Source organism: Pseudomonas sp. REP124 (genome assembly GCF_020164475.1).
GTDB lineage: Bacteria > Pseudomonadota > Gammaproteobacteria > Pseudomonadales > Pseudomonadaceae > Aquipseudomonas.
Genome location: NZ_JAIQWX010000171.1, coordinates 1 through 12066, shown reverse-complemented (window position 1 = coordinate 12066; position 12066 = coordinate 1). Strand labels below are relative to the sequence as shown.

Below are 12066 nucleotides of genomic sequence, written 5' to 3'. Positions count from 1 at the left end.
GTGGGAGCGGGCTTGCCCGCGATGAGGCCGGGTCAACCGACACAGAATCAGCAGGTATCAGTTGAACTCATCCCCCACCGGATACCGGCTCGCATTCAGGCTCTCTTTGATCTTGCGCAGATGCGGCTGGAAATCCACGCCGCGGCGCAGGGTCATGCCGGTGGCCAGCACGTCCAGCACGGTCAGCTGGATGATCCGCGAAGTCATCGGCATGTAGATGTCGGTGTCTTCCGGCAGCGGGATGTTCAGGCTCAGGGTGCTGGCCTTGGCCAGCGGTGAGTTCTCGGCGGTCAGGCCCAGCACCGAAGCGCCGTTTTCCCGGGCGATGCGCGCCACTTCCACCAGTTCGCGGGTGCGGCCGGTGTAGGAAATGATCACGAACAATTCGCCGGTGTGCGCCACCGAAGCGATCATGCGCTGCATCAGCACGTCGGCATGGGCGGTCACGGCCAGGTTGAAACGGAAGAACTTGTGCTGCGCATCCAGCGCCACCGGGGCCGAGGCGCCGAGGCCGAAGAAGTGGATCTGCCGGGCCTGGATCAACAGGTCGACGGCGCGGCTGATCAGGTTCGGGTCCAGCGCCTGGCACGCACTGTCCAGCGAGGCGATGGCGCTGCCGAAGATCTTCTGGGTATAGGCCTGGGGATTGTCGTCGGCTTCCACCGCACGGCTGACATAAGCCGCGCCGCTGGCCAGGCTCTGGGCCAGTTGCAGCTTGAGTTCGGGATAGCCGCTGACACCGAAGGATCGGCAGAAACGATTGACCGTCGGTTCACTGACCGAAGCGGCCTGGGCGAGGGCGGCGATGCTGAAGCGGGTGGCCTGCTGCGGGTTGAGCAGGATCACTTCGGCGACTTTGCGTTCGGCCTTGTTCAGCTCTTCAAGGCGATTCTGGATCTGCTCCAGTAAATTTCGCACGCGGTCCATATAAGTATCCTTAACACCGGCGCCAATCAGCGGCGGCTCATGCAAAAAGGGCCTTTGGTCAGGCCCGTAACGGTGGCCTATCCTACTGTTGGCTCCGACTGACCACCATACGGAATCTGTATTTTGCGAAAATGTTGTGGTTATTACTACATTTTCCCTTGAGTGATGCCTTGAAAAAAGGTATTTGTAGCTTAACTTGATAAAAGAACAAACATCATGCTTTCGATTACGGTTGAACCGTGCACCTTTGCCTTGTTCGGCGCTTTGGGCGATCTGGCCCTGCGCAAGCTGTTTCCGGCCCTGTATCAACTCGATGGCGCGGGCCTTCTGCACGAGGACACGCGCATCATCGCGCTGGCCCGTGAGCCCGGCAGCGAGCAGGAGCATCTGACGTTCATCGCCTCCGAACTGCGCCGTTACGTCGGTGCCAAGGAGCTGGATGAAGCCGTGGTCGAGCGCTTCCTCGCTCGTCTGAGCTATCTGCACGTCGACTTCCTCAAGTCCGAAGACTATGTGGCCCTGGCCGAGCAGGCCGGCACTGCACAGCGGGTGATTGCCTACTTCGCCACACCCGCCGCCGTCTACGGAGCGATCTGCGAGAACCTGGCGAAAGTCGGCCTGGCGGAAAACACCCGCGTAGTGCTGGAAAAGCCCATCGGTTCGGACCTCGAATCCTCACGCAAGGTCAACGACGCCGTGGCGCAGTTCTTCCCGGAGAACCGCACCTATCGCATCGACCACTACCTGGGCAAAGAGACAGTCCAGAACCTGATCGCCCTGCGTTTCGCCAACAGCCTGTTCGAAACCCAGTGGAACCAGCACTACATCTCCCACGTGGAAATCACCGTGGCCGAGAAGGTCGGCATCGAAGGCCGTTGGGGTTACTTCGACAAGGCCGGCCAGCTGCGTGACATGATCCAGAATCACCTGCTGCAACTGCTCTGCCTGATCGCCATGGACCCGCCGGCCGACCTGTCCGCCGACAGCATCCGCGACGAGAAGGTCAAGGTCCTCAAGGCGCTGGCGCCGATCAGCCCGGAAGGCCTGACCACCCAGGTGGTGCGCGGCCAGTACATCGCCGGCTACAGCGAAGGCAAGCCCGTGCCGGGCTACCTTGAAGAGCCCAATTCCAACACCCAGAGCGACACCGAAACCTTCGTCGCCCTGCGTGCCGACATCCGCAACTGGCGCTGGGCCGGCGTGCCGTTCTACCTGCGTACCGGCAAGCGCATGCCGCAGAAGCTGTCGCAGATCGTCATCCACTTCAAGGAACCGTCGCACTACATCTTCGCCCCCGAGCAGCGCCTGCAAATCAGCAACAAGCTGATTATCCGCCTGCAACCGGACGAAGGCATTTCCCTGCGAGTGATGACCAAGGACCAGGGCCTGGATAAGGGCATGCAACTGCGCAGCGGTCCTCTGCAATTGAATTTTTCCGACACCTGGCGTAGCGCACGGATTCCCGATGCCTACGAGCGGTTGTTGCTGGAAGTGATGCGCGGCAATCAGAACCTGTTTGTCCGTAAAGATGAAATCGAAGCCGCGTGGAAGTGGTGTGACCAGTTGATCGCCGGGTGGAAGAAATCCGGTGATGCGCCCAAGCCGTACGCGGCCGGGTCCTGGGGGCCGATGAGCTCCATTGCACTGATCACGCGGGACGGGAGGTCGTGGTATGGCGATATCTGATTTGAAACTGCCTGAAGGCGTCAGCGCCCGTGGCTTCAAGAGCCCGGCGATGCTGGCCGAGGGTTTGGCGCTGAACGTGGCCAAGCAACTGAGCGACGCGATCGACGCCCAGGGCACCGCGACTTTGGTGGTGTCCGGTGGTCGCAGCCCGGTGGCGTTTTTCCAGCATCTGGCCAAGCAGACGCTGGACTGGTCGAACGTGGTGGTGAGCCTGGCCGACGAGCGTTGGGTGCCGGTGGAACACGCCGACAGCAACGCCGGCCTGATCAAGAAATACCTGCTGCAAGGCCCGGCGGCCAAGGCGCAGTTCCTGAGCCTGTACAACGCCAGCGCCAATCTGGAGCTGGCGGCCGAGCAAGCCGATCGTCTGCTCTCGGAGTTGCCGGCGATCGACGTGCTGGTGCTGGGCATGGGCGATGACGGGCACACCGCGTCGCTGTTCCCGGGCAGCCCGAACCTCGCTGAAGCCCTGAAGGCCGATGGCGTACGCCGCTGCTACCCGATGCTGGCGCCGACGGTGCCGCATCAGCGCCTGACCATGAGTCGCGCGCTGCTGGCTTCGGCGAAGCACAAGATTCTGTCGATTTCCGGTCAGTCCAAACTGACCACCCTGAATACCGCACTGGCCGGTGACGATGTCGCCGAACTGCCGATTCGCGCGTTTCTGCAACCCACGTTAGAGATTTACTGGTGCCCATGAGCCAAGGAACAGCCGCTATGAAAAACCCATCCCCGACCGTTTCCATGGCGGATAAAGTTGCCCTGATCGACAGCCTCTGCGCCAAGGCGCGGATTCTGCCGGTGATCACCATCGCTCGCGAACAGGACGTTCTGCCGCTGGCCGACGCCCTGGCCGCCGGTGGCCTGACTGCACTGGAAGTGACCTTGCGTTCGCAGTTCGGCCTCAAGGCCATCCAGATTCTGCGCGAGCAGCGTCCTGAGCTGATGACCGGCGCGGGTACCGTGCTCGATCGCCAGATGCTGGCTGCCGCCGAGGCTGCGGGTTCGCAGTTCATCGTTACGCCGGGCATTACTCGCGACCTGCTGGAAGCCAGCGTTGAAAGTCCGATCCCGCTGTTGCCGGGCATCTCCAATGCATCGGGCATCATGGAAGGCTATGGCTTGGGTTATCGCCGCTTCAAGCTGTTCCCGGCGGAAGTGAGCGGCGGCGTCGCGGCCATCAAGGCCCTGGGCGGCCCGTTTGGCGAAGTGAAATTCTGCCCGACCGGCGGCGTCGGTCCGGCCAACATCAAGAGCTACATGGCGCTAAAAAACGTCATGTGCGTGGGCGGTAGCTGGATGCTTGATCCTGAGTGGGTCAAGAACGGCGACTGGGCCCGCATCCAGGAATGCACCGCCGAGGCGTTGGCGCTGCTGGACTGATCTGCTTCATCCTGACACTCGTTGTGTGCTTTACGGCTTTAACGGTGCGCTTGGTCGGTGCGCCGTTTTTTTTTGCCTGCCATAAAGCGGATCCCGGCCTAACCGGAAAACTGTGGGAGCGGGCTTGCCCGCGATGGCGGTGTGTCAGGCGACATCGATATTGGATGTGCCGACGTCTTCGCGGGCAAGCCACGCTCCCACAGGGAATCGTGTTGTTCTCAAATGCCCCGTCAGCGCAGTGCCTTCAGAGCGGTGATCAGTTGCTGCATGTGCTCGCCGGTGGTGGTCAGGCCCGGGGTGATTCGGATGCAGGGGCCGCAGGCCGCGCCGGTGCGGACCACGGTGAACAGGTTGTAGTCCTTGAGCAGCCGCTCGACCATCGCTTGTTGATCGGCCTGTTCGGTAAAGCGCATCGAGGTAATCCCGCAATACAGCCGCGGATCGTCCGGCGTCAGCACTTCGATGCCCGGCAGTTCGCGCACCTCACGCACCCACATATTGCGCAGGTAGTTCAGTCGCGATCCCTTGGCCGCCGCGCCGCCCATGGCTTCGTGCTCTTCAAGCACCAGCGGCAAGGTCAGCAGGGCAGGGATGTTCGGGGTGCTGTAGGGCGTGCGGGCGCGAATGTCTGTCACAGGAAAATGCATCTCGCCCATGTCCGGATCAATGTCGGCCAGACGCTCCGGCGCGATGTAGAGGAAGCCCAGGGTCAGAGGCGCGCCGATCCACTTGTGCAGGTTGAACGCGGCGAATTCTATGCCCAGTTCACTGAGGTTGAATTCCAGCTGACCCAACGCATGGGCACCATCGAGAATCACATCAATGCCATGTTCCTTCGCGGCAGCGGCAATCGCCTGCACCGGCATCACGAGACCCGTGCGATGAGTGACGTGAGTCAGCGCCATCAGCTTCAGGCGAGGATAACGGGCGAAGGTTTCCCGATACGTCGTCACCAGACTGTCGAAGCTCGCCGGATGCTGGTGTTCAATCTCGATCACCTCGACACCACGGTGTTTCTCCAGCCAGCGCATGGCGCCTTTGACCGTGTCGTATTCCAGATCGCAGATCAGCACCTGATCTCCCGGCTGCAGCCGGTTGTAGTTGCGGATTAGCGACTGCAAGCCATCGGTCGCATTGCGCGTGAGGACAACCGCCTCGTCGGGCACGCCGATCAGAGCGGCGACTTGCGCATTGATCTTCGCGTTCTCGCCCTGCTCGAAACGCTGACGAACCTGCACCGAATTGCCGCGATTGATCAGCTCGATGTTGCGCTGATACTCCTCGACCACCGTGCGCGACATGCGTCCGAAGTAACCGTTTTCCAGGTTGATGGGACCGGGTTGCAGATCGTAGCGATCGGCGAAGGTCTGCCAGAAGGCTTCATCACGGGCGCGGCGGGTATTGTCTGGCATGGGCTACTCAAAATAGGAGGGCATTCAATGACGTGGGGCAGGCTTGCCATGTTTGACACGCAGCGGTTCGAGCAGGTCCGACAAACCGTTGTGATCGATTTCATGCATCAGCGCCAACAGGCCGCCCAACTCGCCATGGGGAAAGCCTTCGCGGGCGAACCAGTTCAGATACGGCCCCGGCAAGTCGGCGATGATCCGCCCCTTGTACTTGCCGAAGGGCATTTCGCGGGTAATCAGAAGTTCGAGTTTTTCAGGGTTCATCACTCAATTGTCCTGATTCATTGAGTCGGAAAAATACAGGCATTCTGCATGCAGGCCAATTGACAGATCATGCAAAAAAAACGGATACAGATTTTTCGGTCGATTCTAACTATTTGAAATATATAGCTTTATTAATCAAATCCAAGCTGGCATGCAGGCTGCAATATCCATTGCACCTTTCATCAACCGCAAGGAATTGAAAAATGACCGACATGAATAAAGAAGCGATTTCTGTACTCAACGACCTGATTGAAACCAGCAAGGACGGTCAGGAAGGGTTCAAGACTTGCGCTGAAGACATCAAACACCCTGAACTCAAAACCCTGTTCGTGCAACGCTCGGCCGATTGCGCCACTGCTGCTGCCGAATTGCAGAGTGCGGTGCGCTCGATGGGTGGCGATCCGGAAACCTCAACCAGCGTCAGCGGCGATCTGCACCGCCGCTGGGTCGATGTGAAGGCGATGTTCACCGGCAAGGATGAAGAGGCCGTGCTGAACGAAGCCGAGCGTGGTGAAGACCATGCCATGAAGGCTTATCGCGAGGCGATGGAGAAGATCAACAAGCACAACCTGGTGGGTATTCGTGATCTGGTCGAGCGTCAGTATCACGGTGTGCAGCGTAATCACGATCAGGTGAAGGCGTTGCGTAATCAGGCGCGTGCTCGTTCTTAAGCACTAGCTAAAGCGAGATCAAAAGATCGCAGCCTGCGGCATCTCCTACAAGGAGATGGCGTGGGCTGCGATCTTTGCGTGAATCAGCCGATGCTGATTTCCGGCAGGGTGGTCAGAGTCACGGACTGCTGTTTGCGTGGTGCGAGGATTTCGGCTTCGCCGTCGACCACCAGCTCATCGCGCTGGTTGAAGACGCGGGTGGCGATGCGCACGCGGAATTTCGGCAGTTTTTCGAGGATCTCCAGGCGCACGGTCAGGGTGTCGCCAATCTTCACCGGCTTCTGGAAGCTCATCTTCTGGCCGATGTAGATGGTGCCTGGCCCAGGCAATTCGCAGGCGACCGCGGCGCTGATCAGCGCACCGCTGAACATGCCGTGGGCGATGCGTTCCTTGAACATGGTGCCGGCGGCGTATTCGGCGTCCAGGTGCACCGGGTTGTGGTCACCCGACATCGCGGCGAACAACTGAATGTCGCGCTCTTCGACAGTCTTGCTGAAGCTGGCGGTCTGGCCGACTTCAAGGGCTTCGTAGGGGGTGTTGGTAACCTGGGTCATTTGTCTGAATTCCTGTGACGAAATAAAAAGATTCACAAAAAACTATTCGGTTCGGTGTGGCCGGGGCGTGCTCAAAGTCTGGTCGATCCACTCCAGCACATCGGCGGTCACTTCCTCGCGGTTGGTCTCGTTGAACAGTTCGTGCCGGGCCTGCGGATAAACGGTCAGGTGCAGGTGCTGGCTGCCAGCCTCGCGCAGCGCGCCGGCCAGATCTTTCAGACGCTTGCCTTCGCTCACCGGATCACATTCGCCGCCAATCACCAGCAACGGCAGGCCCGGGTCGATCTGGGCGAGATTGGACGTTTTACTGATTTGCTGCAACCCGCCGAGCAGGTCGATCCACAGCTGATTGGTGCAGCGAAAGCCGCAGAGCGGGTCATTGGCGTACAGATCGACTTCCGCCGGATCGCGGCTGAGCCAGTCGAAAGAAGTGCGCGTGGGTTTGAATTGTTTGTTGAATGAACCGAACGACAGCCATTCGATCAGCGCGCTGCGCCCCTTGGGGCCCTGGCGCAGGCGCTCGAAACGAGCGATCTGGCGCGCCGCGCGATAAAGCGCCACGGGTTGGAAGTTCGAGCCGCTGAGCACGGCGCCGTGCAGGCTGGCGCTGTGATGCAAAAGATACGCTTGAGCGATGTAGCTGCCCATGCTGTGCCCGAGCAGCACGATCGGCACGCCCTGATGCCGCTGGCCGATGTGCTGGTTGAGGCAGGCCAGGTCGCCCACCACCTTGGCCCAACCGTCCTGATCGGCGAAATGGCCGAGGGTGCCGTTTTCGGCAGTTTTGCCATGTCCGCGCAGATCCGGTGCGTATACGCCGTAGCCCTGGTCGCAGAATTCCTGCGCCAGACGCCCGTAACGACCGCTGTGTTCCGCCATTCCGTGGGCCAGCAGAATCACGGCCCTCGGGTTGCCCGCGGGCAGCCACTGATTGACGAAAAGCCGGTTGCGGTCGCTGGTGGTCAGCCAGAACGTGTCGTGGATCATCGCGGTTCCTTTGCTTGGGTTCACATCCCCCTGTAGGAGCGAGCACGCTCGCGATGAATGCCGGTACACCGCGGGGTGTCAGGCTGCCAGCGTGATCGTTGACGTCCATCGCGAGCGTGCTCGCTCCTACAGGGGGAGGGTGGAGTCGTTATAGACCATCCTCCACCAAACTGTCTGATCAGGCCACGCCGGGGCAACAAGATTCACGCGATCTATGACACCCGTGCGCATATTTGCCTGATTCGCCATTACTGCTAGTGTCGGAGAAGCTCCGCTTTTCTCCTTTTCGAATATGAAATGGAAATGACAGAGAAGCGGCCCCGGATCGGCTCAGGTAAAGAGGACAAGAACAATGCAACCTGATTTCTGGAATGACAAACGCCCGGCCGGCGTGCCACTGGACATTGATGTCGCTGAGTACAAGTCGGTCATCGAGGTGTTCGAGCGTTCCTGCAAGAGGTTTGCTGATCGCCCGGCGTTCAGCAACATGGGCGTGACCCTGACCTACGCCCAGCTGGAACGCTACAGCGCGGCCTTCGCCGGTTACCTGCAAACACACACCGATCTGAAACCGGGGGATCGCATCGCGGTGCAGATGCCCAACGTCCTGCAATACCCGATTGCCGTGTTCGGGGCCCTGCGCGCCGGGCTGATCGTGGTCAACACCAACCCGCTGTATACCGCGCGGGAGATGCGTCACCAGTTCAAGGATTCCGGCGCCCGGGCGTTGGTGTACCTGAACATGTTCGGGCAGAAGGTCCAGGAAGTGCTGGGCGATACCGACATCAAATACCTGATCGAAGCGAAGATGGGCGACCTGATGCCGAGCGCCAAGGGCTGGCTGGTCAACACCCTGGTGAGCAAGGTCAAGAAAATGGTCCCGGCCTACAACTTGCCCCAGGCCATTTCCTTCAAGAGCGCGTTGAATCAGGGCAAGGGCAAGTCGATCAAACCGCTCAATGCCGGCCTCGGCGACATCGCGGTGCTGCAATACACCGGCGGTACCACGGGCCTGGCCAAGGGCGCGATGCTGACCCACGGCAATCTGGTGGCGAACATGCAGCAGGCCCGGGCCTGCCTCAGCCAGTCCGCCAGCGACGGTCAGCCGCTGCTGCGCGAGGGGCAGGAGATCATGATCGCGCCGCTGCCGCTGTATCACATCTATGCCTTCACCGCGAACTGCATGTGCATGATGGTGACCGGCAACCACAACGTGCTGATCACCAATCCACGGGACATCGGCGGCTTCATCAAGGAGCTGAAGAAGTGGCGGTTCTCGTCATTGCTGGGGCTGAACACGCTGTTCGTCGCGCTGATGGATCACCCGGAATTCAAGACCCTGGATTTCTCCGGTCTCAAGCTCACCAACTCCGGCGGCACCGCACTGGTCAAGGCCACCGCCGAGCGCTGGGAGCAGATCACCGGTTGCCGCATCACCGAAGGCTACGGCCTGACCGAAACCTCGCCGGTGGCCTGCACCAACCCCTATGGCGACCAGTCGCGCATCGGCACGGTCGGCCTGCCGGTGCCGGGCACCACGCTCAAGGTGATCAACGATGACGGCGTCGAACAGCCCCTGGGTGAGCGCGGCGAGCTGTGCATCAAGGGCCCGCAGATCATGAAGGGCTACTGGCAGAAACCCGAGGCGACCAACGAAGTGCTGGATGCCGAAGGCTGGTTCAAGTCCGGCGACATCGCGGTGATCGATCCGGACGGCTTCGTGCGCATCGTCGACCGCAAGAAGGACATGATCATCGTCTCGGGTTTCAACGTGTACCCCAACGAAATCGAAGACGTGGTCATGGCTCACCCGAAAGTCGCCAATTGCGCGGTCATCGGCGTGCCGGACGAGCGTTCCGGGGAGGCGGTGAAGCTGTTCGTGGTGGCGCGGGAGGCGGGGGTCAGCCTTGAAGAGCTGAAGGCTTACTGCAAGGAGAATTTCACCGCGTACAAGGTACCCAAGCACATTGTGTTGCGTGAGTCGTTGCCGATGACGCCGGTGGGCAAGATTCTGCGGCGGGAGTTGCGGGATATCGCCTGATCGCTGAATGGCCGCGCTTCGCACGAATTCGCGGGCAAGCCTCGCTCCTACAGGTGTTGTGTGTTCACCCCTTTTGTGAACACCCCGAACCCTGTAGGAGCGAGGCTTGCCCGCGAAGCTTTTAGGGATAAAGCCCCCAATTTACGAGGCTTCCAGAGGGTAATGGAATTTTTGCTCTAAAATGACTGCTTGTTATTCTTGAGTCACAAATGTGACCATATAGGCCGCTTTTGGCTCTGTTCGACCCTTGGCAAAGCTGCTACTCTCGGCGCGCTTTGTGACTTCTCGGCCTGGAAAAAAGCCAGACTCACGTATAAACAAACACCAATAATAATCGCATCAAATGCGGTGCTGAATTCGCGTTGCTGAGGAGTGGGCTTCCATGAACGAAGACTTTTGGAAGGATAAGTACCCAGCTGGAATTGCTAGCGATATCAATCCAGATGAGTATCCGAATATTCAGGCAGTGTTGAAGCAATCCTGCCAACGCTTCGCCAACAAACCGGCGTTCAGCAACCTGGGCAAGACAATCACCTACGGTGAGCTGTACGAATTGTCCGGTGCGTTTGCCGCTTATCTGCAACAGCATACCGATTTGCAGCCCGGCGATCGAATCGCCGTGCAACTGCCCAACGTATTGCAGTACCCGGTGGCCGTCTTCGGTGCTATCCGTGCCGGGCTGATCGTGGTCAACACCAACCCGCTTTACACCGCACGGGAAATGGAGCACCAGTTCAACGACTCCGGCGCCAAGGCCCTGGTGTGTCTGGCCAACATGGCGCACCTGGCGGAAACCGTCGTGCCCAAGACCGGCGTCAAGCACGTGATCGTCACCGAAGTGGCGGACCTGCTGCCACCGCTCAAGCGCCTGCTGATCAACAGCGTGATCAAGTACGTGAAGAAGATGGTGCCGGCGTATCACTTGCCGAAAGCCATCAAGTTCAACGACGTGCTGAGCAAGGGCCAGGGCCAGCCGGTGACCGAGGCGAGCCCGGCCAGCAGCGATGTCGCCGTGCTGCAATACACCGGCGGCACCACCGGCGTTGCCAAGGGCGCGATGCTGACCCACCGTAACCTGGTGGCCAACATGCTGCAGTGCAAGGCACTGATGGGCTCCAACCTCAACGAAGGCTGCGAGATCCTGATCACGCCGCTGCCGCTGTACCACATCTATGCCTTCACCTTTCACTGCATGGCGATGATGCTGATCGGCAACCACAACATCCTGATCAGCAACCCGCGCGACCTGCCGGCGATGGTCAAGGAACTGTCGAAGTGGAAGTTCAGCGGCTTCGTCGGCCTCAACACCCTGTTCGTGGCCCTGTGCAACAACGAAGGCTTCCGCAAGCTGGACTTCTCGGCGCTGAAAGTCACCCTTTCCGGCGGCATGGCCCTGCAACTGGCGGCTGCCGAGCGCTGGAAAGCGGTGACCGGCTGCGGCATCTGCGAAGGTTACGGCATGACCGAAACCAGCCCGGTGGCCACCGTGAACCCGATCCAGATGACCCAGATCGGCACCATCGGCATTCCGGTACCTTCGACGCTGTGCAAAATCATCAACGATGCCGGAGCCGAGCAGCCGTTGGGCGAAATCGGCGAGCTGTGCGTGAAGGGCCCGCAGGTGATGAAGGGCTACTGGCAGCGCCAGGAAGCCACCGACGAAATCCTCGACAGCGAAGGCTGGCTCAAGACCGGTGACATCGCGCTGATCCAGCCTGATGGCTACATGCGTATCGTCGATCGCAAGAAAGACATGATCCTGGTCTCCGGTTTCAACGTGTATCCCAACGAGCTGGAAGACGTGCTGGCGACCCTGCCGGGCGTGCTGCAATGCGCGGCCATCGGCGTACCGGACGAGAAGTCGGGGGAATCGATCAAGATTTTCATCGTCGCCAAGCCGGGCGTGACCCTGACCAAGGAACAGGTGATGGAGCACATGCGCGCCAACGTCACCGCGTACAAGGTTCCACGCTCCGTGGAATTCCGCGACGCGCTGCCGACCACCAACGTCGGCAAGATCCTGCGGCGTGAATTGCGCGATGAAGAGTTGAAGAAGATCAACGCGAAGAAAGCCACCGCGTAAAACACAAAGCCCCGCAGATGCGGGGCTTTTTGTTGGGACAAGCTTTTGTGGCGAGGGGGCT

11 protein-coding genes are annotated in these 12066 nt (G+C 60.1%); 6 read left to right on the top strand and 5 right to left on the bottom strand.

Features of this window, described 5'->3' with window-relative positions:
- Positions 1–57: 57 nt before the first annotated feature.
- Positions 58–918: a MurR/RpiR family transcriptional regulator gene (locus tag K9857_RS26695; protein WP_175379671.1), complete on the bottom strand. Its 861-nt coding sequence runs from the start codon at positions 916–918 to the stop codon at positions 58–60.
- Between the two features lie 225 nt (positions 919–1143).
- On the opposite strand from K9857_RS26695, the gene zwf reads away from it, so the two are divergent.
- Genes zwf through K9857_RS26680 form a run of 3 tightly spaced genes read left to right on the top strand, consistent with a single transcriptional unit; the run spans position 1144 to position 3996 of the window.
- Positions 1144–2613: a glucose-6-phosphate dehydrogenase gene (gene zwf / locus K9857_RS26690; protein ID WP_224540974.1), complete on the top strand. Its 1470-nt coding sequence runs from the start codon at positions 1144–1146 to the stop codon at positions 2611–2613.
- Entirely contained in the window at positions 2600–3313 is a 714-nt protein-coding gene (gene pgl / locus K9857_RS26685; protein WP_224540971.1) for a 6-phosphogluconolactonase, read from the top strand. Before zwf ends, pgl begins: the two co-directional genes overlap by 14 nt.
- Positions 3314–3330: 17 nt before the next feature.
- Entirely contained in the window at positions 3331–3996 is a 666-nt protein-coding gene (locus K9857_RS26680; RefSeq protein WP_224540970.1) for a bifunctional 4-hydroxy-2-oxoglutarate aldolase/2-dehydro-3-deoxy-phosphogluconate aldolase, read from the top strand.
- Positions 3997–4226: 230 nt separating this feature from the next.
- On the opposite strand, the gene K9857_RS26675 is transcribed toward K9857_RS26680, so the two are convergent.
- Positions 4227–5408 (bottom strand): aminotransferase class V-fold PLP-dependent enzyme, encoded by a 1182-nt coding sequence (locus tag K9857_RS26675; RefSeq protein ID WP_224540969.1) that lies wholly within the window; start codon positions 5406–5408, stop codon positions 4227–4229.
- Positions 5409–5432: 24 nt separating this feature from the next.
- Complete coding sequence (locus K9857_RS26670; RefSeq protein ID WP_224540968.1) at positions 5433–5669, bottom strand: DUF3820 family protein; 237 nt, start codon at positions 5667–5669, stop codon at positions 5433–5435.
- Positions 5670–5872: 203 nt separating this feature from the next.
- Between K9857_RS26670 and K9857_RS26665 the strand changes: the two genes are divergently transcribed.
- Positions 5873–6340, top strand: coding sequence for a ferritin-like domain-containing protein (locus tag K9857_RS26665; RefSeq protein WP_224540967.1), 468 nt, complete (start codon positions 5873–5875; stop codon positions 6338–6340).
- An 83-nt stretch (positions 6341–6423) separates the two neighbouring features.
- Here K9857_RS26665 and K9857_RS26660 read toward each other — a convergent pair whose 3' ends face one another.
- Both K9857_RS26660 and K9857_RS26655 read right to left on the bottom strand, forming a co-directional pair.
- Positions 6424–6894, bottom strand: a complete 471-nt coding sequence (locus K9857_RS26660; protein WP_224540965.1) for a MaoC family dehydratase — start codon at positions 6892–6894, stop codon at positions 6424–6426.
- Positions 6895–6936: 42 nt separating this feature from the next.
- The gene (locus K9857_RS26655; RefSeq protein WP_224540964.1) at positions 6937–7881 is read right to left on the bottom strand and encodes an alpha/beta hydrolase; all 945 of its coding nucleotides are present in this window, start codon (positions 7879–7881) and stop codon (positions 6937–6939) included.
- A gap of 352 nt (positions 7882–8233) precedes the next feature.
- Between K9857_RS26655 and fadD2 the strand changes: the two genes are divergently transcribed.
- The gene (gene fadD2 / locus K9857_RS26650; protein WP_224540962.1) at positions 8234–9922 is read left to right on the top strand and encodes a long-chain-fatty-acid--CoA ligase FadD2; all 1689 of its coding nucleotides are present in this window, start codon (positions 8234–8236) and stop codon (positions 9920–9922) included.
- 382 nt (positions 9923–10304) lie between these two features.
- Positions 10305–12005, top strand: a complete 1701-nt coding sequence (gene fadD1 / locus K9857_RS26645) for a long-chain-fatty-acid--CoA ligase FadD1 (RefSeq protein ID WP_224540960.1) — start codon at positions 10305–10307, stop codon at positions 12003–12005.
- Positions 12006–12066 lie beyond the last annotated feature (61 nt).

Bases quoted from the DNA above. Each gene is read 5' to 3' on its own strand.
- K9857_RS26660 (WP_224540965.1), bottom strand. From the start codon at position 6,894: ATGACCCAGGTTACCAACACCCCCTACGAAGCCCTTGAAGTCGGCCAG.
- pgl (WP_224540971.1), top strand. From the start codon at position 2,600: ATGGCGATATCTGATTTGAAACTGCCTGAAGGCGTCAGCGCCCGTGGC.
- fadD2 (WP_224540962.1), top strand. From the start codon at position 8,234: ATGCAACCTGATTTCTGGAATGACAAACGCCCGGCCGGCGTGCCACTG.
- K9857_RS26675 (WP_224540969.1), bottom strand. From the start codon at position 5,408: ATGCCAGACAATACCCGCCGCGCCCGTGATGAAGCCTTCTGGCAGACC.
- zwf (WP_224540974.1), top strand. From the start codon at position 1,144: ATGCTTTCGATTACGGTTGAACCGTGCACCTTTGCCTTGTTCGGCGCT.
- fadD1 (WP_224540960.1), top strand. From the start codon at position 10,305: ATGAACGAAGACTTTTGGAAGGATAAGTACCCAGCTGGAATTGCTAGC.
- K9857_RS26665 (WP_224540967.1), top strand. From the start codon at position 5,873: ATGACCGACATGAATAAAGAAGCGATTTCTGTACTCAACGACCTGATT.
- K9857_RS26670 (WP_224540968.1), bottom strand. From the start codon at position 5,669: ATGAACCCTGAAAAACTCGAACTTCTGATTACCCGCGAAATGCCCTTC.
- K9857_RS26655 (WP_224540964.1), bottom strand. From the start codon at position 7,881: ATGATCCACGACACGTTCTGGCTGACCACCAGCGACCGCAACCGGCTT.
- K9857_RS26680 (WP_224540970.1), top strand. From the start codon at position 3,331: ATGAAAAACCCATCCCCGACCGTTTCCATGGCGGATAAAGTTGCCCTG.